This is a genomic window from Flavobacterium lacustre (assembly GCF_027474525.2).
Lineage (GTDB): Bacteria > Bacteroidota > Bacteroidia > Flavobacteriales > Flavobacteriaceae > Flavobacterium > Flavobacterium lacustre.
The window spans coordinates 1,706,588-1,730,849 of sequence record NZ_CP114882.2; the positions used below are offsets into that span (position 1 = coordinate 1,706,588).

The window sequence follows — 24,262 nt, forward strand, 5'->3', positions numbered from 1 at the left end:
TATGTTTGCTATATTTGGCGAAAAAATAGTTTTTTTAAAGTTATGGATTCAAACAGTAAAATAGCAGTTATAGGTTTAGGTTATGTTGGTTTACCATTGGCACGATTATTTGCAACGCAACATGCTGTGGTAGGATTTGATATTAATGCGGCAAGGGTTTCTGCTTTGCAATCCGGAACTGATACCACGCTTGAGGTCGATGATACCACCTTACAAAAAGTGCTTGTTGACACGAATAGTGGTGCAATCGGATTGTATTGTACTACTGATTTAGCGGAAATTGCGGATTGTCACTATTATATCGTTACGGTTCCTACACCTGTAGATAAAAATAACCGTCCTGATTTAACTCCCTTGTATAAAGCCAGTGAAGCCGTTGGTAAAGTGTTGAAAAAGGGTGACATTGTCATCTATGAATCGACCGTTTATCCGGGTGTTACTGAAGAGGAATGTGTTCCTGTATTGGAACGGATTTCAGGATTGCAGTTTAATGTTGATTTTTTTGCTGGATATTCGCCAGAGCGCATCAATCCGGGCGATAAATTACATACTGTAGAAAAAATATTAAAAGTTACTTCCGGTTCTACTCCTGCCATAGGAGCCAAAGTAAACGCTTTGTACCAAACCGTAATTACTGCGGGAACGTATCTGGCTCCCTCTATAAAAGTAGCCGAAGCTGCCAAAGTGATTGAGAATTCCCAGCGGGATATTAATATTGCTTTTGTAAACGAATTGGCCAAAATATTCCATTTAATGGATATTGATACGCATGAAGTATTAGCGGCAGCCGGAACCAAGTGGAATTTTTTACCCTTTAAACCCGGATTAGTCGGTGGGCATTGTATCGGTGTTGATCCTTATTATTTGGCACAACGTGCCCAAGAATTTGGATATCATCCTGAAATTATTTTAGCAGGGCGTCGTTTGAATGACAGTATGGGAGAATATGTAGCTTCGCAAATTGTTAAGTTGATGATTAAAAAAGGAATCTCTGTCCATGGCGCTACGCTGTTGATGTTGGGGATTACTTTCAAAGAAAATTGTCCAGATGTTCGCAATACTAAAATTGTAGATGTTATTTCTGCTCTTAAAGAGTACGGAATTGCAGTTACTATTTATGATCCTTTAGTAGATCCTATAGCCGTACAACATGAATATGGCCTTGAAACTGTTGTTACCCCTCCGAATCAAAAATTTGATTCCGTTGTTTTAGCTGTAGCACACCACGAATTTTTAGCCCTTGATTTACGTCAGTTTCAGAAAGAGAACAGTTTACTGTATGATGTAAAAGGGGTATTGGGTGATGGAGTTGATGGAAGGCTTTAGTTGGGTGTTTGGTTCTGGGTATTGGGTTTTGGGTATTGGGTTTTGGGTTTTGGGTGAATGGTGAGAAGTGAGTGGTGAATGGTGAGAGGTGAATGATGAGTGGTGAATTGTGAATTGTGAGTGGTGAGAAGTTACAGATAGCAAGTTTATTTTTTGGATTTTTCAAATCCTTTGTTTTATTCAATACTGCATTTAGATACCTATATAAATTAATACGTTTCCTTTTACTATACTATTTAGATCGTTTTAGCGTTTTTTTTCGCTAAAAAATAATTGTTAGTTGGAATGCCCCCCTTGTCGATAAACACTTAAAATAGTAAAAAAATATGAAAATAGGAATCACTTTTAGCGCATTCGATTTGTTGCATGCGGGACATATTACGATGTTAGAAGAAGCGAAACGTCAATGTGATTATTTGATTGCGGCTTTGCAAACGGATCCTACGATTGACCGTCCCGAAAAAAACAGGCCTACCCAATCTGTGGTAGAACGTTACATTCAGTTGAAAGGATGCAAATTTGTTGATGAAATTGTGCCTTATGCGACTGAACAGGATTTAGAAGATATTTTGCGCTCTTTCCGAATTGATGTGCGTATCATTGGAGATGAATACAAAGACAAAAATTTTACCGGCCGTACTTATTGTGAAGAAAAAGGGATTGACCTCTATTTTAATGTACGGGATCATCGGTTTTCCAGCAGCAGTCTTCGTAAGGAAGTTGCTGAGAAGGAATTGCTGAAGGTGAAGTAGGGCTTTTTGGGTTCTGGGTGTTGGGTTCTGGGTTTTAGGTGTTAGTGAAAGGTGAGTTGTGAGAAGTGAGTTGTGAATGGTGAGAAGTGAATGGTGGGAAGTGAAAAGTTGCAGCATTTAGGTTGTTTTTAAACCTTTACTAAAGAAACAAAAAAAAGAGGTGGGATTAATTTTATCCTGCTCCAAAAAAATATAATTTTAATTGCCCCAATAGGCTGTTTTGTAAATCCCAAATTGATTTAACGAATCACTTAAAATTACTAATTACAGAAAAAAATAATATGGAAAAACTACATTCGATTACACATGTCATTCTTACGGGAGGTGTTGGGAGCCGTTTATGGCCGCTATCCAGAAAAAGCCAACCCAAACAATATTTAGATTTATTTGAAGGTAAATCTTTATTTGAAATGACTGTGGAACGTAATCGTACTTTGGTAGACCAGGTTATGGTTGTGGGAAATATTGACAATTGTCATTTGAGCCGACAGGTACTGGAGAAGTCTAATACTCCTTATATTGATATTATAGAATCTACTCCGAGAAATACTGCAGCGGCTATTGCTTTTGCTGCATTGGCTTCTGATCCGGAGGCTATTTTAATTGTAACACCATCCGATCATATTATAGATGATATGGAACAGTACAATCAGGCCATTCAGGAAGCGATTGAAAAAGCTTCCCAAGGTTTTATTGTCACTTTTGGTATCGTTCCGACCAAACCTGAAACGGGATATGGTTACATTGAAAGAAAAGGAGACAATGTCGTTTCTTTTCGGGAAAAGCCCAATAAAGTTACGGCAACTGATTTCATAGCCAAAGGCAATTTTCTTTGGAACAGCGGTATGTTTTGTTTTAAAGCAGGCGTTTTATTGGACGAATTAAAGGCTTTTCATCCTGAAGTATATGAAAAATCAAAAATAGCCTGGGAAGCTAATATTGCGGGAAATTTGGATTTAGCTTTATCCATGGATATTCCTTCTATCAGTATTGATTATGCTGTAATGGAGCGTAGTAAAAAGATAAAAGTAGTTCCTTCGACCTTTGTTTGGTCTGATTTGGGTTCCTTTGAATCGGTCTATGATTATTTGGTTTCTAAAGGACACCCTGTTGACAGTAATGGGAATATGGTTATTGGAACGAACAATTACACCGCTTTTATAGGTGTTAAAAATACCATATTTGTTCATACCGAGACTGCTAATTTGATTTTGCAAAAAGAATCCTCTCAGGATGTTAAAAATATTTACAGTGCTTTGGAAAAACAAAATTCTGATTTATTGAATTAATAAAATCACACTATGAATAACGATACTAAAATATATATTGCGGGTCATAATGGTATGGTAGGGAGTGCTATTTGGCGTACCTTATCTGCTAAAGGATATACTAATTTATTAGGGGTTTCCAGCAACCAATTGGACTTGAGAAATCAACAGGCGGTTCAAGACTTTATCCGTTTGGAACAGCCCGATGTTATTATTGACGCAGCGGCACGTGTTGGTGGGATTTTGGCCAATAATGATTATCCCTATCCCTTTATTATGGAGAATATGCAAATCCAGAATAATCTAATCGATACCGCTTTGCAATCCGGTGTTGAAAAATTTATTTTTTTGGGCAGTTCTTGTATCTATCCTAAATTAGCCCCTCAGCCTTTGAAAGAGGACTATTTACTTACTGGTGTTTTGGAACCTACGAATGAGTGGTATGCGATTGCTAAAATTACCGGCGTAAAAGCCTGTCAAGCAATTCGCAAACAATTTGGTAAAGATTATGTAAGCTTGATGCCTACTAATTTATACGGTACCCATGATAATTTTGATTTGAACACCTCACATGTTTTGCCTGCTATGATGCGAAAATTTCATGAGGCGAAATTAAATAATCATGCTCCGGTAACCCTTTGGGGCAGCGGAACTCCTATGCGGGAATTTTTATTTGTGGATGACATGGCTGCAGCAGTAGTTTTTGCTTTAGAAAATAAACTGCCGGACTATTTATACAATATTGGAACAGGAGAAGATTTGACTATCCAACAACTGGCCGAAACCATTCAAAAAATCACAGGACATCAGGGAGCCATCATTTGGGATAGCAGCAAACCGGACGGCACTCCACGGAAATTGATGGATATTTCCAAGATGCACGAATTAGGCTGGAAACATCAGGTGCAGTTGGAAGAAGGGATCCAATTGACTTACGATTGGTTTGTGGAGCATGCGGATGCGTTTAAGCAAGTGAAGATGTAGGGTTGTTTTTCGTTTACCGTATTTCGTTTTTCGTCCATCGTTTATGAAACAACAAATAACGGGCAACGGAAATTGGTTTTTTTTCGTCCATCGTCCATCGTATTTCGTCCATCGTTTATGAAACAGCGAATAACGAACAAGGGGCAACGAGCAAGGAATAACGAGCAACGGAAATCGGTTTTTTTTCGTCCATCGTCCATCGTTTTTCGTCCATCGTTGATGAAACAACAAATAACGAGCAACGAATAACGGGCAGCGAACAACGAAAATCGTTTACCGCAAATACATATTATGGAGTCAAATTTAGAAGTTTGGAAATTAGCACATCAATTAACTATAGCTGTTTATAAAATTACTCAAACCTTCCCTAAATCAGAACAATTTGGTCTTGTTAGTCAAGTCAGAAGAAGTGTAAGCAGCGTTCCAACAAATATAATTGAAGGACAGGCCAGACAATATAAAAAAGAATTTATTCAGTTTTTATATATAGCTAAAGGTTCATTAGAAGAAACCAATTATCATTTATATTTATCCAAAGATTTAGGATACATTAGTGAAATTGAATATCAATTTTTATTTGAATTGTGTACCAGAATAAAAATGATGTTATATAAATTAATAAAGTCAATGCAACAGTAAGCGTTTTTTCGTTTACCGTTTTTGGTTCATCGACCAACGAAAATCGAACAACAAATAATAAAACATGAGTACAAAACAAAAAGTTGCCCTAGTAACAGGTATTACAGGTCAAGACGGATCTTATTTAGCTGAATTATTATTGGAAAAAGGATATCAAGTGCATGGCGTAAAAAGACGTGCCTCTTCTTTTAATACGCAGCGAATTGATCATATTTATCAAGACCAACACGAGAATCATGTTAATTTTAAATTGCACTATGGTGATTTGACTGATTCTACCAATATCATAAGAATCATTCAGGAAGTACAACCTGATGAGATTTATAATTTGGGAGCTATGTCTCATGTTAAGGTATCTTTTGATTCTCCAGAATATGTGGCTAACGTCGATGGTATTGGTACTTTGAGAATATTAGAAGCTGTTCGAATTCTTGGTCTTGAAAAGAGAACCAGAATCTATCAAGCCTCTACTTCTGAGTTGTACGGAGGCTTAGCAGAAAATAAAAATGCTGCCGGATTTTATGACGAGAACTCTCCATTCTATCCCCGTTCTCCTTATGGTGTAGCTAAGATTTATGGCTTTTGGATTACCAAAAACTATCGTGAAGCTTATGGTATTTATGCCTGTAACGGCATCTTGTTTAACCATGAATCCCCAAGAAGAGGAGAAACTTTTGTAACCCGTAAAATTACTATGGCAACGGCTGCTATTGCTTTGGGAAAACAAGATTGTTTGTATTTAGGAAATTTGAATTCGCAAAGAGACTGGGGACATGCTAAAGATTATGTAGAAGCTATGTGGAGAATTCTGCAACAAGAGGTAGCTGAAGACTATGTCATTGCCACGGGAGTTACCACCTATATTCGTGATTTTGTGCGTTATTCTTTTGCTGAGATAGGTGTTGAATTGGCCTTTGAAGGGGAGAATGAAAATGAAACCGCTACAGTTATTGCTTGTACTAATCCAGATTATCAATTGGAATTAGGAAAAGTAGTGGTACGAGTTGATCCACAATACTACCGTCCTACCGAGGTTGATTTGTTGATTGGAGATCCAAGCAAATCTAAAAAATTGGGATGGGAACCTCAATATGACCTTGCCGGATTAGTGAAAGAGATGGTGGCTAGTGATTTGGAGATTTTAAAAAGAATACACTAATTTTTTTACTATTTTCTAGTATGCTATAGTTTGACGAAGACCTCTTTGCTTTAAAGACCAATTATACTATTTTGAATAGGAACTGGGTGTTGGGCGTTAGGTTTTAGGTGTTGGTTTTTGGGTACTGGGTTTGCGATACTGGATTGCTACACTTACATATTGTTATATAACTGATTGCAGTCAATTTAAAGCGAGTTAGGTTACGAAGTCAGGAGTCTTTACACTACGGGTAATAAATGTTAAACTATTTGTTAGTTGTCTGATGAGAAAGCTATTTTTTATGTAGTTGAACTAAAAACCAATTCAAAGCGTAATCGATTTTGCAGCTTGAATAATTTATGCAGAGTCTTTGAAACTAATGAGAAAAGACTCCTACACGAAAGTCGGCAGCTACACTACTATAAATTATTTCCAGTATATCAGAACAAATTTTTCTAAAGTGAATTAGCGTCTGAGACAAAAAATATCTATACTATTTTCGTTCTATGTGTTATAGTAAATGATACTAACAATAGCGGCTACTAAATTAGAATTATAGTCTGAATATGACTTAGCCGATTTACCAAAATAAATTCAAAATATAAAATGTGGCAATTGTTTAGAACGCCCATTCCTACTGTTTATAGACAAAGAGACTATTTCTTACTGTCGTTTTTTTAATATATAAAAGATGTCTGATAATAAGCGTATTGTAAAAAATTCTTTTTTTTTGTATGGGAGAATGTTGTTTTCCATATTGATAGCATTTTATTCTGTACGATTTGTTCTTAATAATTTAGGTATTGAAGATTATGGAATATATAATGTAATAGGTGGTGTTATTGCAATGTTATCTTTTTTCAATAGTGCGATGATATCTAGTACCCAAAGGCATCTGTCTTATGAAATGGGAAAAGGTTCCGAAAAAGATGTTAAAAAAATTTTTAATGCCAGTTTAAGAATCCATTTGGGTATTGCTTTATTGGTGGTACTAATAGGAGAAAGTTTGGGTCCCTTTATTATAAAAAATGTTTTAGAAATTCCAGCTAAAAGATTAGTCGCTTCTTTATGGGTTTATCAATGTGTTATTTTTATATTATTTTTTGATATACTAAGTTTACCTTTTCAGGCTATAACCATTGCAAAAGAGCATATGCAGGTTATTGCAGTTCGAGATATTTTTTCCAGTATAGGTAGGTTGTTAATTGCTGTTGTTTTGGGTTATGTATTTACCGACCGATTAATTTTATATGGATTATTACTGTTGTCGCTTAATTTTTTTGTGTGTTTTTCTTTTTATTGGTATTGCAGGAAACATTATCAGGATTGCCAAATATTGAAAGATAGATATGATATTTCCTTATACAAAGAATTGTTAGGGTTTGCTGGATGGACACTTTTTGGAGCATTAGCGGCAATGTCCAGAATTCAAGGAAATTCCCTTATTTTGAATGTTTTTTATGGGCCTAAAATGAATGCTGCTTTTGGTATTTCTAATCAAATATCAAGTCAAGCTCAATCAGTATCAAATGTTTTTTTACAAGCCTCAAATCCTCAAATAATTAAAAATTTCAGTTCAGGGGATAAAGAAAAAGCGTTTAAATTAGCTAATTTTATTTCTCGATTTTCTTTTTATGTTTTATTTTCTTTTTGCTTACCTATTCTGCTTAATATTGATTTTGTGCTTCAGTTTTGGCTTAAGAATGTTCCTGAATTTTCCGCAATTTTTTGTCAGCTAATGATTGTAAATTTTTTGATTGGAGTACTTTGTAATCCAATTATAACTTTAATCCAGGCTACAGGCAGGATTAGAAATTTTCAAATTATAAACAGTTTCGTTTTTCTATTAAATATTCCAATATCCTATATTTTATTAAAGTTAAATTTCCCTCCCTATACAATTGTCTATGGTCTTATTGTATCTACATTCATGGGTAATATTGTTAAATTATATTTTATACAGTTTTTAGATAATTTTTCAATTAAGAATTGGTTAAGAGAGGTTTTGTTTAGAGTTATTCTTGTTACTGTTTTTGCTGTTGTTTTATCCTTTTTATTCCTTTTGCTTTTTCCTGCTACTACCGGTTTTATTAATTTCTTATTTTCCAGTAGTATCTTTTTCTTTATTACTATTGTTATCATAGCTCTTTTTGGTATTAGAAGGGATGAAAAAATATTTATTATGAATTTTTTAAAAGCAAAAGTAAAGGCTAAAAAGATTTGATATCAGCGAATTAAATTTAGTAATTGTATCTATATTTAGGCTCCGGAATTTGTCTTAATACAGAATTTACTCTATTCTTTTCAGAAGAAAAACAGCAATTAATCATTACAAATAATAATAGAATTTTTATAATGCAAGATCTTAAAAAGAAAAATAGAATATTTTATTATGATGGATTTACCCAATTTGCTAATACAGGGGATTTATTGATTAATAAGACTTTATTGGATATAATTTCATCGAAAGGAATGATTGTGGTTAATGATGCAAAAATGCCTGTTTCATATAAAAATGAATTACTGTATGATGTTAGTAATGTTTTACTGGTTTCAGAGAACTTAACTAATTTGTCTTTTTCCAGAATGATTATAGATTCCCTTTTAAAAAATTTTATATTTAAGAAGACTGAAATCTATATTTTAGAAAATCCTGGGCATCATATCAGTAAATTAATAAAACCAGGAAAAAGTCATTACAAAGATTTTTTTAAAAAGTATGTTCAAAGTATGTTAGGGTGTAATATCCTGAAAATTGGAGTGACTTTAGGCCCATATTCTGATTCTATGTCTATTTTCTATTCTAGAATTTCCAAATTATATCATTCAATATTAATTAGAGATTTTAAGACTTTAGAATTAACGAATCAATTTAATTTCAGCAATGTTTCTTATATTCCTGATTTAGCATGGGCTTACAATCATGATAAATTTGTAAGGACTCCTACGGTAGAAATCCCTAAAACTAAATATATAGTTATTAGTTTTCGAGATGCTATTGAAGGTACTATCAGAAATTCAGATTATTATAATCAAATACAAAATTCTATAGAGCAGATTTTGAAAGCAAATTTAGGTTATACGATTGTTTTTTCTTTTCAAGTGGCGTATGATCGAGAAGTATGTAAAGACTTCGTTGCTTTATTTGGAGCTAAATATGATGTTGTATTTATTGACAACTGTTTAAGTATTTCAGATGCAATGCATCTTTATTCAAATTCTGAGATGGTTATAAGCAATAGACTGCATGTCCTTTTATTAGCTATAAAATCTAAAACATTACCAGTAGCCATAACCAATGTTTCACAACATAATAAACTGGTGAGTATGTTTTATGATGAAAATGTTAATGAATGTGTTATAGATGTTGAAAGCTTGGATTTAACAAATCAATTGGATGCTTTATACAATCAGAAAGATATGATATTAAATAAATTTGATTTAATTGTAAAGAAGAATATGCAACTTATTATTAGAGGGATTAATCAGATTTTTAAAGTGTAATCATATGACTCCAGCCATAATTGTAATAGCATATAATAGACCAGATTCGATTTTGAGATTGTTCAAATCACTTTCTGTTGCTCATTATTTGCAGAAGGATGTTACATTGCTTATAAGTATTGATTATCAGGAATCTGAAAATCATGATCGAGTAATAGAAATTGCAACTAATTTTGAATGGCCTTTTGGTGAGAAAAAAATTATAGCCCATCAAAAGAATTTAGGATTAAAAAAGCATGTTTTGAGTTGCGGGAATTTAGTTGCGGACTATGAGTCTATCATAATGCTTGAAGATGATATTTTTGTAAGTCCTTATTTTTATGAATATGCATGTGAAGCATTATGTTTTTACCAAGACTCCAATGAAATAGCTGGTATATCGCTGTATTGTCACAAGAAAAATTTTGTGGCCAATTTGCCTTTTGAATTAATACCCGATTCTAATGATGTTTTTTTTCTGCAAATTGCTTCTTCATGGGGGCAGGCTTGGACTAAAAAGCAATGGTTTGATTTTAGGGATTGGATGTCTATCGCCGATCATAATTTAGATTACCTACCTTCTAATGTAAAGACTTGGCCAGAATCTTCTTGGCTAAAACATTTTATTCGATATTTAATTTTAAAAAATAAATATTTTGTTTATCCCACTAAATCATTGAGTACTAATTTTGGAGATAGTGGAACACATAATTTAAACAAAAATGTTGAATGTCAAGTTCCTCTTTTCATGGGTAACAGTTACCGATTTGTAAAAATTAGTGATTCGTTTAATGTATATGATGCTTTTTTTGAAATTCTGCCATCAAGACTGAAATTGTTAGTTCCTGAATTGAACCAAATTGATTTTTCTGTTGATCTTTATGGGAAAAAAGAACTTAAGAATATTTCCACAAAATATTTGTTGTCCAGTAAAATAGCCAAAAAGGATTGTAGCAAAATGGTTTCTAGTTTTGGTTTAGAATTGAAGCCTAATATATTAAATGTATTTTATACTATAAAAGGCGATGTGTTTAAATTAAATCTTAAGGATGAATTTGAAGACGAGACTTCCTCCTTTGATATTTTTAATTCAATAATTTTTGAATATTTTTACACAAAATTGCCGCTCAAAAAATTATTTATTTTTGTAATCTATCAATTAAAAAGAATTTTATGATTTTAAATTTTTTAAAAGTATTGATTAAGCCAATTTGGCAAGTTTTTTAATCTAGCGATATTGAATTTCAGTTTAAAAAAAATATCCTACCCTAAAGTTATTAGGTAAAAATAGTATTCAAAATTCAATCAACTTGTAAGAATTTATAAAATGTTTTGCCTTATTCGATAATGAGAGTAGTTTTATTGCGAAGTATTAAATTTTAAATAGTAGAAACTTGATATAAATTGACTAAAAATAACTGCATTAGTTTTCATTTAGTTAAAATTTTAGAAAATTGAGAGATGATAAATAAGGTAATTAGTAGAGTTGGTATAATTTTTAATGCTTTTAGGTTTCATTTAAAGGGTGTTAAATATGGTAAAAGAATAAGAATTAAGGGCTATGCTAGCATTAAAATAGGTAAAGAAGCTACAATTACTATTGGAGATAATTTTGTTCTTATTAGTGGGAATATGTATAATTCAATAGGTAGAAATATTGAAAGTTGTATTCGTGTTGATGATCATGCGGAAATAGTAATTGGGAACGATGTTGGTATGAGTAATGTAAGCATATGGTCTAAAAAATCAATTTATATAGGCAATAATGTTAAAATAGGAGCAGATACTATTATTGTTGATTCGGATATGCATTCTATGAATTACTTGCAAAGAAGAAATGTTCATGAGGATTCTCAAAATGCAATTAAAAAGCCAATTCACATAGGGAATGATGTTTTTATAGGAACTCGTTCTATTATCTGTAAGGGAGTTTCTATAGGTGATAATTCAATTATTGGTGCAGGAAGCATTGTTGTAAAGGACATTCCAATCAATGAAATTTGGGCAGGTAATCCCGCCAGGTTTATAAAAAAAATTATTTAATAATGAACATATTAGTATTTGATATACATATAACTGGACATCATTCAGAATACATATCGCATTTTGTTGATTATCTCGTTACTAACGCAAGTAAGGATAACTATTATTTTATAGTTCATCCTTCCTTTTGCGAGAAATTCCCTGAAATTGTAGCTGCTGCGCATAAAGTAGATTATATTCATATTGTGCCAATTGCACAGGATGCGTTTTTAACTATGGATTCTGTCAATAGGATTAAAAGGTCTATTAATTATTTTAAATTAATGAATTTTTATAGTATTCAATACAAGGTTGATCTTTGTTATTTACTTCATATGAATGTATTTCAGATTGCATTAGGGTTGTATAAAGTACCTTATAAAATTAGAGGCATATTGTTTATGCAGTTTACTAATATGAAAATTAGTTCTGTCAAAGATTATTATTATTATCTAAGGCGTTATTTTCCAATGCTTTTATGTATTCGTAATCAAAAATTAGATTCTGTTTTTTTGTTAAATGACAGTGATAGTGCTGTTTTATTAAATGATAAGTTTAAAAAAGAGGCTGTTTTCAAGTATCTGCCAGATCCTGTACCATTTGTGGTCAGTGAAAAAGATTTTGATCTTCGAACATTTTATGGGATTGATAAGGAACGGAAAATATTTCTTCATTTTGGATCACTTTCAGAAAGAAAAGGGACATTAGACATACTTGATTCCGTTTATTTTTTGCAAGAAAATCAAAAAACAACAACAATAGTTTTGGCAGGTAAGGCGACAGATGCTTTTGATGCAGTATTGTCTGAAAAAATTTCTAAAATAAGAAAAGTTACTGATGTTCAGGTAGTTTGGGATAATAGTTTTATATCAAATGAACGAGTTGTAGCTTTATTTAATCAATGTGATGCGGTACTAATACCGTATAAAAATGCCGAAGCTTCCAGTGGAGTATTAGGTCATGCAATTCATTCCGGTAAAAAGGTTATCGGACCATCAAATGGACTAATAGGGAAGCTTATAAAAAATAATGATTTAGGAGTCTGTATTGATTCTATAAATCCTGAAAAAATAGCAAGTGCTTTGTTTTCAAAGTTTTTAGATGAAAAATCTGCTATTAATTCAGCCTATTTAGAAGAACATAAGCCGGCTAATTTTATTAAAACATTATTATGTACTTAAAAAAAGCACAAAATAAAATATTTGATTTATTTGCCGCTACCAGTATAATTGCGGTATTTTCATTTGGTTTCTTTTTTTCTATATTGTCTTTTTATTTGGGTTTTACTGAAGAAGAAGGAGTACTTAATTCAGTAGGTAGAACTTTTACATTTCTTATCTGTTTTTTTTGTATTCTGGTAGCAATTAGAACAAAATTGTATCAACTGTATTTAACTAAAAATTCAATATTCCTTTTGCTGCTCTATGTATATTATGCAGGAATAATTTATAATGATCTTTATTTGGTTTATGATTCAGATGTAGTTTTTTTAGATGCTGACCGGAATGCGATTATGCAGCGTATTATCCGATTGGTTTTTATACCCATGTTGTCCCTAATCGTTTTTAGAAGAGAATCTCTAGATTTAGTGCTGTGTGCAAAGATTATTTTTTTTATTCTATTCTGGTCTTTGTTAGCCTCTTTGACAATTTTACAGTTGAATCTGGGAGATGCAGTTGAGGAAAGAGTAGGGGTCAGCGGTGAGTTGAATTCTCTCAATATGGGGTATTGGGCTGCGACAGAGTTTTTGCTCGCATTATTTTTATTAACGAAAAGTAATAAAGCATATAAAATATTTTATTTGTTTTTAGGGTTGCCTTTATCTCTTTATGTGATTATGATTTCGGGATCCAGAGGTCCATTATTATATACCGTAATAATTGCATTGTATTATTTATACTTGTCTAATGGTTCCATAATAAACAAGAAAATACTAAAATTCAGTATTGTTATTTTTGTCCTTATTTTGTTATTCGATTATAGTTTTATTTTGGAAATTATAAAAGGATTTAATCCCGTTTTTGTAGAACGTATTGAAAAAGCAATTAATGAAGGAGATTCGTCGGGAAGGGATGGTTTGTATATGACTGCTATAGATCAGTTTTTAAAAAAACCTTTTTTTGGTGATTACTTTGTGTTGACTTCGGGAATTTATAAAGGATTTTATCCCCATAATATTATAATTGAAGCGTTGATGGCTTTGGGATTAGTTGGTGCGATTCCTTTATTTGTATTGATGGGAAAAACATTTTACCGCATCCATTTTATTTTGAAAATTAATAATGATAATGCATGGATTGCCCTGTTTTTTTTAATCTCCTTTTTTAAAGGATTGTCAACATGGAATCTTTATGGGAATGCGTTACTCTGGGTTAGCATGTTTATAATTCTAACTTATGATATAAAAGAACTTAAAAATGATTAAAACATGCAGTTAGCTCCAATATGTTTATTTGTTTATAACCGATTAGATGAAACTAAAATTACTGTTGAGGCGCTAAAAGCTAATTTTTTGGCGGCAGAAAGTAAGTTGTTTATTTTTTCAGACGGATTTAAAAATGCAGAAACGCAATCCAAAGTAGAAGAAGTAAGAGCGTATATCAAAACGATTACAGGTTTTAAAGAGATTACTCTTATTGAAAGTGCTGTTAATAAAGGATTAGCGAGTTCTATTATTGAAGGTGTTACAAAAATTGTTAATACACACGGAACAGTTATTGTGCTTGAAGATGATTTGGTGACCACACCAAACTTTTTGGATTTTATGAATCAATCTCTTCAGTTTTATGAAAGTAACACAAGTATTCAATCGATTAGTGGTTTTTCAATGAAAATTAAAAATAAATTGAAAGATTCAGATGTTTTTTTTCATCAACGAACCCATTCATGGGGTTGGGCAACTTGGGGAAATCGATGGGATAAAAATATTTTTTACCCCATCTACATTACAGATACAATAGCCAGTAAGCCAAATATTTTAAAAAATTTCAATAAGCAGTGTGGTAATGATATTTCAGAAATGTTATTAAACTCTTTATCAGGTAAAAATAATTCCTGGTACGTAAGGTGGGTTTTTGATCATTTTATTACTAAAAGGCTAACGGTTTATCCTTTTCTTTCAAAAGTTTATAACATTGGTTTTTCTGATAATGGGACTCATTGTAAAGGGATTGATGTTTTTAAAACAGAGATTGACCAACTTCATTTAAAAAAATTCCTTTTTTTGGAGCAATTCGAAAATCAATTAATTAATAATGATTTTTTAGAATATTTCAGAAAAAGCTATAAACTTAAATTTAGATTGAAACTTTTATTAACACAATCCGGTAGAATTGAGGTTTATAGAGATGTCAAAAATAAAATTTTAAAAAAATAAATTTTTAAATTCAGGGAAGATTTAGTTTAAGTACATTATTTTTCAATTCCCACTACATTTAAAATATTTATCGAAAAAAATTATAGTGAAGTATCATTAAATTAGATCAGAACACTTTGTCGTAGTATTCTTCAAATTGTTCCATCATTTTTTTACATTAAACATTTTGTTTTGCCTTTTTATTTTTAAAATAAATAGTCCTATTAAAGCTATATGTGAGTTTTTTTAGCCATTTTTAGTTTTTTTAATAGATTATTACATTCTATATTATTAAATATAATCAGATAATAATTTTTATTGTTTCAAAATTTCACAATGTTTATCATTTTATAATCCCACTAAACATCTTACTGTCTAAAATTTAAATAGCCTCTAAAAATTATGAATAAATATTTCAATGTTAATTTCCAATTTGATCACCAAGAATTAGAAAAAATAATAGAAGAAACATCTTTGATTGGTAAAGGATATTGTTGTTTTGTTGATGCTACATCACTGGTCTATTCGTATAAAAATGAAAATTTCAGAAGTATTTTGAATGCCTCACTTGCAAATTCTTGTGATGGAAGTTATATTGCATTATTGGCCAGTAAAATTCATAATAAGAGTTTAAAAGAATATATAGGACCTGATTTTTTTAAAAAATTTATTTACAAAAATAATACGCAATTTATAATTGGAAATACAGAAATTGTTTTTAATAAAGTAAAGGATAAATTAGAATTAAATGGCATACCTACTTCTAATCTTTATTTCATTCCTTTACCTTTTAAGTCAGTTGAAGAATTCGATTATGCAGCAATAGCATCAAAGATAAACAAAATAAGTCCACGATATATTTGGGTCTCTTTAGGAGCTCCAAAGCAAGAAGAGTTTATGTCCAGATTATTGCCTTATATTGATAAAGGAGTTATGATTGGTGTAGGCGCAGCACTGAATTATTTTACCGGAGAAGTGAAAGATATTCCTAATTGGGCCAGAAAAATGCATTTGATTTGGTTGTATCGAATTTTTACTGAACCCAAAAAACAAATCAAAAGGTGCAAAGAAATTTTGTTGGTATTACCAAAACTCTATTCACAAGAGAAAAAAAAGATAAAGCAAATTAAGCCTGTCTAAGTTTTAAAGACTTTATTAGCAATTTTGTGTTATTGATTAAGATGATTGATGGTCAAGCTTATTTTTCATTGATTGATGTTCGTTTTTAAAAAAGGTTAATTGGTTAACTGGTTAATCGTTGATTGCTATTCGTTTTTAAAAAAGGTTAATTAGTTAACTGGTTAATCGTTGATCGTTGGTCGTTGGTCGTTTTGAAAAGGTTAATCGTTGATGGATATTCGTTTTTCGATTCGAATACCTTTTTGTTAGTTCAATATATTTAAATTAAATTGATTTGTCATTCTATGGTTTTAATAACGGGAATTACCGGTTTTGTAGGACAGAATTTGAGTGCATATTTATCGGATTCATATCAGATTAAAGGTGTTTCTAGAGTGTCTTCTGATGCAAATCTGTCTTATGCTGATTTCTTTGAAGGGAATTCAACTTGTGATGCTATTGTTCATCTTGCCGGCAAAGCGCATGATTTAAAGAAAACCTCCAATGATTCGGACTATTATGAGGCTAATTTTGAGTTGACCCAAAAATTATACGATCAATTTTTACAATCCAATGCTCAAACATTTATTTATATCAGTTCGGTTAAAGCTGTTGCGGATACTGTAACAGGCGTTTTAACGGAAGATGCTTTTCCTAATCCTATTACGGTATATGGGAAGTCCAAAAAAATGGCGGAAGACTATATTTTAGCCCATTTGCCGTCTGATAAAAAAGTATATATCTTGCGTCCGTGTATGATACATGGTCCGGGAAATAAAGGAAATCTTAATTTATTGTACGGTTTAGTGTCAAAAGGCGTTCCCTATCCCTTAGGGGCTTATACCAATAACCGGTCTTTTTTAAGTATCGAAAATCTATGTTTTGTTATTGATCATTTATTAAAAAAGGACATACCCTCAGCTGTTTTTAATGTTGCGGATGATGTTCCCTTATCTACCAATGAAGTGATTGCATTGGTATCAGAATCTTTGGGTAAGAAGGCTAAAATCATTGCTTTGCCCAAAGCAATCATTCATGTTGTTGCCCAAGTTGGTGATATTTTGCCTCTACCCATCAATTCCGAAAAATTGCAAAAATTAACTGAAAATTATGTCGTCAGTACGGCTAAAATTAAATCCGCTTTAGGGATTTCTTTACCGGTCTCTTCAAGAGCCGGTCTTTTAAACACTTTTAACTCGTTTCGTAATTCATGACTTATTTTATTGTTTTACTTCTTTTGTTTGCCTTGGAGCTTTTTTATTTTAAAATAGCCGACCGGTATAATATTATCGACAAACCCAATCATCGTTCTTCTCATACCCGTATTACTTTGCGCGGGGGAGGAATTATTTTTCCCATTGCGTTGTTGATTGCCTTTTTTTTAGGGTATGTCTCTGCTGTGGTTACCGGCGCTGTTGTTTTGGTCGCTGTTGTCAGTTTCATCGATGATGTTTATCCGTTGTCCACTTTGCCCCGGTTTTTATCCCATTGTATAGCTTGTGGTCTTTTGGTTTTTGAATTGCAGCTTTTTTCAGAACCTTTATGGCTTTTGCCTATTCTTTTTGTCTTACTGATTGGTTGGATTAATGCCTTTAATTTTATGGATGGCATTAATGGTATAACGGTACTTTATGCTTTGGTCAGTATTCTTACTTTTGCTTATTTGTATCAAGGCGATGAACAGTTTTCTGTATTGGTTCTGTTGGGTTTGGCTTGTATCGTATTTGGTTTTTTCAATGTCAGAAAACGTGCTGTGACTTTTGCCGGAGATGTCGGCAGTATTAGTATGGCCGTTTTTCTTGCTTATTTTATGGTACAGCTTATTTTCGAAAAAGGCCAAATCGGTTATCTTTTGTTTTTTAGTGTCTATGGAATAGATGCTATTGTTACGATTTTGTATCGCATCAAAAATAAAGAAAACATTCTTCAGGCGCATCGCAGTCATTTGTATCAATATTTAGCCAACGAACTAGGCTGGTCTCATGTAACGGTTTCGGTACTGTATGCCCTGTTTCAATTTGTTATTAATGTTGTTGTATTGGCATTAATTGCTGCCGAACAATTGTCTGTTTTTGTTTTTCTGGTCATCGGTATGGCTTTGACAGGTGTCTATTTGGGTATTCGAATTAAGGTGCTGCAACGTATTAAACCTAACTATGCCTAGTCCTTTACTTATTATAGGGGCAGGTGGTGTAGGAAGAGAAATTGCAGCTACACTCCGGAACAGTGCGTTTAGTACCTATAGTGTAAAAGGATTTGTAGATGATGGTTTGGCAGCAGGCATACTAGTTCATTCTTTGCCTGTAGTAGGGGATTTAGACTGGCTTTTGCAACAAGCCGAACCGTATGCTGTTGTAATTGCTATAGGAAATCCTAAAATTAGGGCTATAATCCTCGAAAAGTTGAAGGATTGTTCTTTTGAATTTCCTGCGATTGTTCATCCCAACGTTCGCATTCACGATACCGACAGGGTTCAGATTGGCCCCGGATGTTATTTGGCCGACGGTTGTATTCTGACCACTGATATTACTCTTGAAGCTTTTTGTTTTTTGAATACTGCTTGTACGTTGCAACATGATACTTATGTAGAGCATAATTCGGTTTTAATGCCCGGAGTCCGAATTACCGCTGGTGCCCGAATTGGAACCGGTACTTATATTGCCGCTAATTGTGTTATTACAACTTCGGATACGGTTGCTCCTCATAGTGTGATTACCCGATCGATTCGTTAGGTTTTTTATAATATCAGCATAAAAAGACCGTGAATTTGCCAATTATATTTTTTTTGATTTGGATTGTTTTTACCGCAAATTCACATATTTTAAAGGTATCGTTTTTGAAAAAAGGTAAAAACGTTTCATTGTTGAGCGTAAATTATAGGTTTTTATAGGTTTTTTTTAAACACACTTCGGCTTTGTTTTGTGCAGGCTCGATACATCGTTTTTAAAATAGGTAAAGGCGTTTCACTTTTTGAAAGTTTATCATAGCTCTGTGTAAGGCTAAAGTTGGTTTGTTTGGTTCTTTTTTTTATGTTTGCGTTACTTTTAGGCTTGCCCCTTTCTACTATTTGCCAACTAACCGGTCCTTATTGATGATTAAACGGCTTTTTGATTTTATTTTTTCATTCCTTGGTTTGGTTGTTACCGGATGGTTGGTGTTGATTTTTTATCTTTTGGCCACTATTGATACCCGACAAAGCGGTTTGTTTGTACAAGAACGTATTGGTCAATATGGCAAAAGGTTTAGTATATACAAGCTTCGGACCATGCGGTGGAATGCTGCCGGTCAGCCGGAGATTTCGGCTTTAGGGGTTTTCCTTCGGAAGTCTAAAATAGATGAATTGCCTCAACTGTATAATGTTTTGGTGAATGATATGAGTTTTGTAGGGCCCAGACCTGATGTTGCCGGTTATTATGATCAATTGCAAGGAGACGCCCGAATGCTTTTGGATTTAAAGCCCGGGATTACCGGTCCCGCCAGTCTTAAATATTACAATGAAGAGCAGCTGTTGTCGCAACAGGCAGACCCTGATTATTATAATGATACTGTTATTTTTCCGGATAAAGTTCGGATTAATTTGAATTATCAAGCGAAACAATCCTTGGGATTGGATTTAACTATTTTATTTTTTACCCTGTTTAAAAAAAAGGGAGAATTCCTTTCGCTTTAAAAATGGTCCTATTATTTAGGGTTTTCCTTTACCTTTGTGCCAGTTTTTAATTGTTATTCGTACATGAACAGTAATACAATTCCGCTTTCGTCTCCACATATGGGCGAAAGCGAACAAAAATATATCACGGAAACGTTAGCCTCTAATTGGGTTACTTCCTTAGGTCCTAATCTGGCTCTCTTTGAAGACCGTTTAGAAGCCTATTTGGGTTCGGGAGCCGTAGCCGCATTAAATTCGGGCACTTCGGCGATTCATCTTGGACTGATTTTGTTAGGTGTTCAAGCCGGTGATGAAGTCCTTTGTCAGACGATGACATTTTCTGCTTCTGCCAATCCCATTTTGTATCAAGGTGCTACACCTGTTTTTATCGATAGTGAACCGGATACGTGGAATTTATGTCCAGTCGCTTTAGAGGATGCCATACAAGACCGAATTGCTAAGGGTGTAACACCTAAGGCTATTATAGCGGTTCATTTGTATGGTGTGCCTTATCAAGTTGACGCCATTCGGGAAGTTGCGGATCGCTATGGAATTCCCATACTTGAAGATGCTGCAGAAGCTTTAGGCAGCAGTTATAAAGGACAACGCTGTGGTACTTTTGGCGACATTGGTATCTTTTCTTTTAATGGAAATAAAATCATTACGACTTCTTCCGGAGGCGCTCTGGTATTGCGTACCGCTGCGCTGAAAAAGAAAGCTATTTTTTATGCCACACAATCCAAAGACGATGCGCCCCATTATCAGCATAGTACAATAGGGTATAATTACCGGATGAGTAATATATGTGCCGCCATAGGTCTTGGCCAGCTGGAAGTTTTAGACGAGCGTCTGAGATTGCGCAGTGCGATGCATGATTTTTATGTTGAGCTGTTTAAGTCCATTCCCGGCGTAACGGTTTATACAGTTCCTCATGCTGATTATGCTTCAAATTATTGGTTGACGACTCTTTTAATCCGTCCCGAGCTGACTGGTGGTATAACCCGAGAAACCGTCCGGCAAGCCTTAAACGACGCTGCTATAGATTGCAGGCCTTTATGGAAACCGATGCATTTACAACCTCTTTTTGAAAATCAACCGTATTATGGCGGTACAGTATCCGCCACTCTTTTTGACATCGGACTTTGTATGCCTTCCGGTTCTGCTCTGACCGATGCGGATCGAAGCAGGATTAAAGAGGTGTTGATGGGGGTTTTTTAGGGGGTGGGTATTGGGTCCTGGGTCTTGGGTCCTGGGTTTTGGGTGAATCGTGAATTGTGAAAGGTGAGTGTTGTGAATCGTGAGTTGTGAAAAGTGAGTGTTGTGAATCGTGAATGGTGAGAGGTGAAAAGTAGCAGGGTTCAGGTGTTGGGTTTTGGGTGATAGGTTTTGGGTGTTAGGTTTTCGGTATTAGGTATTGGGTTTTGATGTTGTATCGATAAATGAGACTCTTTTTTTACCTTATTTAATTTTAAAAAAAAAACTATTGCACAATTCTTAAAAAAGATGTTTTCTATCCGCTTTTTAGTGAAAAATCAATTTTACCTAAAGGGTTTTGAAAAGTTATTGTTTGTTTAAAATGTTTTATCATTATATTTGATACTCTTGTAGGAGTATGTTGAAGAAATTAAATTTAAAAATCACTTGATTTGAATAGTAATAAACCCCATAGTAAAACGGCTCCTTTTTCTACTTATTTTTCGAGAGCTAATTTAAGATTGAGTATTAGTAATTTGAGCTATTTGCCCCGATGGATAATTGTTGCCATAGATTTTATGGTATTGTTTATCGCTTTCTTTTTAACTTATTTATTGTTTAGAGGCACCGGATTGGATTATGTTATCACGCCTCATGAATTCGTTTTTATCAGTTCTTTTTTTGGTGTTAATGTCTTTTTCTTTTGGATTTTCAGAACCTACTCGGGAATTATTCGACACTCTTCTTACATCGATGCCGTTAAACTTTTGTTTTCCCAGTTGTCGGTATTGATTTTCTTTCTTTTTTTTAATTTTGTATTTGAAATTCTTACCAAAGAAAAAGCCTTTTTAAATACGGCTCTTTTTATCAATGTAGTGCTTTCTTTTTGCGGGTTGTTTTTATATCGTGTGGTTGTTAAGCAAACTTTTGAGCTGTATTTCTCAGAAAAAAATAGTACTAAATTAATTCGGACCATCATTTACGGAACGGATGCCAATGCCATTTCGGTTGCGAATGCTTTGAAATTTGAAACCCCATCCCGTTTTAAAATTGTTGGATTTGTCGATCGGAACAACCAGAATGCTTCTAAACGGATGTTGGATTTACCGATATTAGTCCAGAAGAAAAAACTACCGGCTTTGATGCGTTCTGTAGCCGCCGAAGGCGTTATTATGGCCGATAAAAGTTTGTCAAAGGAAGAACAATTGCTTATCGTTGATCAATGTCTGGAATACAATTACCGCGTTTATACGGTTCCTTTGATTTCTGATTGGGAAAATCAAAAAGAGATTTCGCAAAAAGTAAAGAACATTCAAATTGAAGATTTATTGGAGCGAAAACCAATCGTATTGGACAGTAAATCCATCTCGAAACAATTAAAAGACAAAACCATTTTAATTTCGGGTGCGGCAGGATCTATAGGCAGCGAAATCGTTCGTCAGGTGTTGGGCTTTGGCCCTAAATGTGTTATTATGCTGGATCAGGCTGAAACACCACTGCATCATCTTTGTTTAGAAACCCGCAAGTTGGGTTCCGCTACAATTATCCATACGGTTATCGCCGATGTTCGCAATAAAGAGGCTATGAATCGGATTTTTAAAAAATACCAGCCCCAGGTTGTTTATCATGCGGCGGCTTACAAGCATGTTCCTTTGATGGAGGAGAATCCTTCTCAGGCTATTTTGACTAATATCGAAGGGACCAAAAATCTAGCCGATTTATCCTGTTTGTACAAAGTCAAAAAATTTGTCATGGTCTCTACGGACAAAGCGGTCAATCCGAGTAACGTCATGGGCGCCAGCAAACGCATCGCTGAAAAATATGTACAATCCTTGCAGTTAAAAAGTCAAAAGGAAGAAAGCCTTCATACCACTAAATTTATCACTACCCGTTTTGGGAATGTATTGGGGTCTAATGGTTCGGTTGTTCCTTTGTTTACGAAACAAATTGCCAGTGGTGGTCCTGTTACGATTACCCATAAAGATATTATCCGTTATTTCATGACAATTCCGGAAGCCTGTCAATTGGTATTAGAGGCCGGGTCTATGGGGAATGGCGGGGAGATTTACATTTTTGATATGGGGAAACCTGTTAAAATACTCGATTTGGCTAAAAAGATGATTAAGTTAGCCGGATTTGTTCCTGACCGTGATATTAAGATAGCCATAGTTGGTTTAAGACCAGGAGAAAAACTGTATGAAGAACTGCTTAATGATACCTCCAAAACGATTCCGACCTATCATGAAAAAATCATGATTGCAGAAGAAATTCAAGATGAATTTGAAACCTTGCATACTGATATTGATGAGCTCATTGGTATTGCCAATTTCTTTGATAATGATGATATCGTGTCTAAGATGAAGAAAATTGTTCCTGAATTTAAGAGTATGAATTCGACTTATCAGACACTGGACCAATAACTCTGGGAATCAGAATCGCTATGAATGAACGTCAAATTCAGTTTCCGATTTACTTTTACTACAAACCACTGATTTAATTCCTGCTTTATAATTATATTTGCCACCAAAAACAGATTTACATGAACTATTTTTTGTTACTAAAAAAAACAATTCCTTTTTTATTTGCTCTCTTATTTTTTTCTTGTGCGCCCAGAAAAGAAATCGTTTATTATCAGAATATTGATCGTTTGCCAACAGCAAAATCAAATACTTATGAAGTCACCATTCAACCCGATGATTTACTGCTGATTATCGTTTCAGCTGAGGATCCGGAAATTGCGTTGCCGTTTAATTTGAAATCAGTTAGTGTTGGAACAGCCAATAAACAAGATTTAGTTCGTGGACAGGAAACCATGCAGTTGTATTTGGTTGATGCTAATGGGACTATTGATTTTCCCGTTTTAGGCAAATTAAAAGTAAGTGGGCTAACCCGCTCTGCTGTACTTCAACTGTTTCAGGATAAAATTGGTATGTATATCAAAAATCCAATTGTTAATCTCCGTATCATGAATTTTAAAATTTCGATACAAGGCGAAGTAGTTGCTCCAGGGACTTACACTATTGATTCGGAACGCATCACATTGATTGAAGCCTTGAGCAAAGCAAGGGATTTGACCATATATGGTAAAAGAGATAATATCTTGATTATTCGTGAAATAGACGGGGTGAAGACCTATAATCGAGTCGATATTACCCAAGCGGATTTTATTAATTCTCCTTTTTATTATTTGGCACAAAACGATGTGGTGTATGTGGAACCTAATAAGAACCGAATTAATGCGGCAGCCGTTGGTCCTAATACCGGAGTCATTATATCAATAACTTCTTTATTGATTACCATTATCACCTTAATTATTTCTACCACAAACTAATT

21 protein-coding genes are annotated in these 24,262 nt (G+C 33.7%); all 21 read left to right on the forward strand.

The window, feature by feature from the left end:
* Positions 1 to 42 precede the first annotated feature (42 nt).
* The 21 genes from O6P34_RS07430 (at position 43) to O6P34_RS07530 (ending at position 24,260) form a co-directional block, all read left to right on the forward strand.
* Positions 43 to 1,326 carry a nucleotide sugar dehydrogenase gene (locus tag O6P34_RS07430; protein WP_269686688.1) on the forward strand — a complete coding sequence of 428 codons (1,284 nt, stop codon included), beginning with the start codon at positions 43 to 45 and terminating at the stop codon, positions 1,324 to 1,326.
* A gap of 326 nt (positions 1,327 to 1,652) precedes the next feature.
* Positions 1,653 to 2,078 (forward strand): adenylyltransferase/cytidyltransferase family protein, encoded by a 426-nt coding sequence (locus O6P34_RS07435; RefSeq protein WP_269686689.1) that lies wholly within the window; start codon positions 1,653 to 1,655, stop codon positions 2,076 to 2,078.
* A 281-nt stretch (positions 2,079 to 2,359) separates the two neighbouring features.
* Positions 2,360 to 3,367, forward strand: a complete 1,008-nt coding sequence (locus tag O6P34_RS07440) for a mannose-1-phosphate guanylyltransferase (RefSeq protein ID WP_269686690.1) — start codon at positions 2,360 to 2,362, stop codon at positions 3,365 to 3,367.
* Positions 3,368 to 3,379: 12 nt separating this feature from the next.
* The gene (locus O6P34_RS07445) at positions 3,380 to 4,330 is read left to right on the forward strand and encodes a GDP-L-fucose synthase family protein (protein WP_269686691.1); all 951 of its coding nucleotides are present in this window, start codon (positions 3,380 to 3,382) and stop codon (positions 4,328 to 4,330) included.
* 291 nt (positions 4,331 to 4,621) lie between these two features.
* Positions 4,622 to 4,969 carry a four helix bundle protein gene (locus tag O6P34_RS07450; RefSeq protein WP_269686692.1) on the forward strand — a complete coding sequence of 116 codons (348 nt, stop codon included), beginning with the start codon at positions 4,622 to 4,624 and terminating at the stop codon, positions 4,967 to 4,969.
* 64 nt (positions 4,970 to 5,033) lie between these two features.
* Positions 5,034 to 6,128, forward strand: a complete 1,095-nt coding sequence (gene gmd, locus O6P34_RS07455; protein WP_269686693.1) for a GDP-mannose 4,6-dehydratase — start codon at positions 5,034 to 5,036, stop codon at positions 6,126 to 6,128.
* A 670-nt stretch (positions 6,129 to 6,798) separates the two neighbouring features.
* Positions 6,799 to 8,331 (forward strand): lipopolysaccharide biosynthesis protein, encoded by a 1,533-nt coding sequence (locus tag O6P34_RS07460; protein ID WP_269686694.1) that lies wholly within the window; start codon positions 6,799 to 6,801, stop codon positions 8,329 to 8,331.
* A 23-nt stretch (positions 8,332 to 8,354) separates the two neighbouring features.
* On the forward strand, positions 8,355 to 9,611 hold the full coding sequence (locus O6P34_RS07465; protein ID WP_269686695.1) for a polysaccharide pyruvyl transferase family protein: 1,257 nt from the start codon (positions 8,355 to 8,357) through the stop codon (positions 9,609 to 9,611).
* A gap of 4 nt (positions 9,612 to 9,615) precedes the next feature.
* Entirely contained in the window at positions 9,616 to 10,767 is a 1,152-nt protein-coding gene (locus O6P34_RS07470; RefSeq protein WP_269686696.1) for a glycosyltransferase family protein, read from the forward strand.
* A 284-nt stretch (positions 10,768 to 11,051) separates the two neighbouring features.
* Complete coding sequence (locus O6P34_RS07475; RefSeq protein WP_269686697.1) at positions 11,052 to 11,633, forward strand: acyltransferase; 582 nt, start codon at positions 11,052 to 11,054, stop codon at positions 11,631 to 11,633.
* A 2-nt stretch (positions 11,634 to 11,635) separates the two neighbouring features.
* On the forward strand, positions 11,636 to 12,793 hold the full coding sequence (locus tag O6P34_RS07480; protein WP_269686698.1) for a glycosyltransferase: 1,158 nt from the start codon (positions 11,636 to 11,638) through the stop codon (positions 12,791 to 12,793).
* Positions 12,784 to 14,037: an O-antigen ligase family protein gene (locus O6P34_RS07485; protein WP_269686699.1), complete on the forward strand. Its 1,254-nt coding sequence runs from the start codon at positions 12,784 to 12,786 to the stop codon at positions 14,035 to 14,037. Before O6P34_RS07480 ends, O6P34_RS07485 begins: the two co-directional genes overlap by 10 nt.
* A gap of 3 nt (positions 14,038 to 14,040) precedes the next feature.
* A complete protein-coding gene (locus O6P34_RS07490) occupies positions 14,041 to 14,988 on the forward strand; it encodes a glycosyltransferase family protein (protein WP_269686700.1) in 948 nt (315 codons plus the stop codon).
* A 381-nt stretch (positions 14,989 to 15,369) separates the two neighbouring features.
* Positions 15,370 to 16,107 carry a WecB/TagA/CpsF family glycosyltransferase gene (locus tag O6P34_RS07495; protein ID WP_269686701.1) on the forward strand — a complete coding sequence of 246 codons (738 nt, stop codon included), beginning with the start codon at positions 15,370 to 15,372 and terminating at the stop codon, positions 16,105 to 16,107.
* Positions 16,108 to 16,391: 284 nt separating this feature from the next.
* A complete protein-coding gene (locus O6P34_RS07500) occupies positions 16,392 to 17,300 on the forward strand; it encodes an NAD-dependent epimerase/dehydratase family protein (protein ID WP_269686702.1) in 909 nt (302 codons plus the stop codon).
* Positions 17,297 to 18,250: an MraY family glycosyltransferase gene (locus O6P34_RS07505; RefSeq protein WP_269686703.1), complete on the forward strand. Its 954-nt coding sequence runs from the start codon at positions 17,297 to 17,299 to the stop codon at positions 18,248 to 18,250. The genes O6P34_RS07500 and O6P34_RS07505 overlap by 4 nt, the downstream gene beginning before the upstream one ends.
* Positions 18,243 to 18,818, forward strand: a complete 576-nt coding sequence (locus O6P34_RS07510) for a PglD-related sugar-binding protein (protein ID WP_269686704.1) — start codon at positions 18,243 to 18,245, stop codon at positions 18,816 to 18,818. Before O6P34_RS07505 ends, O6P34_RS07510 begins: the two co-directional genes overlap by 8 nt.
* A 359-nt stretch (positions 18,819 to 19,177) precedes the next feature.
* Positions 19,178 to 19,756: a sugar transferase gene (locus O6P34_RS07515; RefSeq protein WP_269686705.1), complete on the forward strand. Its 579-nt coding sequence runs from the start codon at positions 19,178 to 19,180 to the stop codon at positions 19,754 to 19,756.
* A gap of 63 nt (positions 19,757 to 19,819) precedes the next feature.
* Positions 19,820 to 20,953 (forward strand): DegT/DnrJ/EryC1/StrS family aminotransferase, encoded by a 1,134-nt coding sequence (locus O6P34_RS07520; RefSeq protein ID WP_269686706.1) that lies wholly within the window; start codon positions 19,820 to 19,822, stop codon positions 20,951 to 20,953.
* A gap of 428 nt (positions 20,954 to 21,381) precedes the next feature.
* Complete coding sequence (locus O6P34_RS07525) at positions 21,382 to 23,349, forward strand: polysaccharide biosynthesis protein (RefSeq protein ID WP_349293433.1); 1,968 nt, start codon at positions 21,382 to 21,384, stop codon at positions 23,347 to 23,349.
* A gap of 119 nt (positions 23,350 to 23,468) precedes the next feature.
* Positions 23,469 to 24,260 carry a polysaccharide biosynthesis/export family protein gene (locus O6P34_RS07530; protein WP_269686707.1) on the forward strand — a complete coding sequence of 264 codons (792 nt, stop codon included), beginning with the start codon at positions 23,469 to 23,471 and terminating at the stop codon, positions 24,258 to 24,260.
* Positions 24,261 to 24,262: the final 2 nt, after the last annotated feature.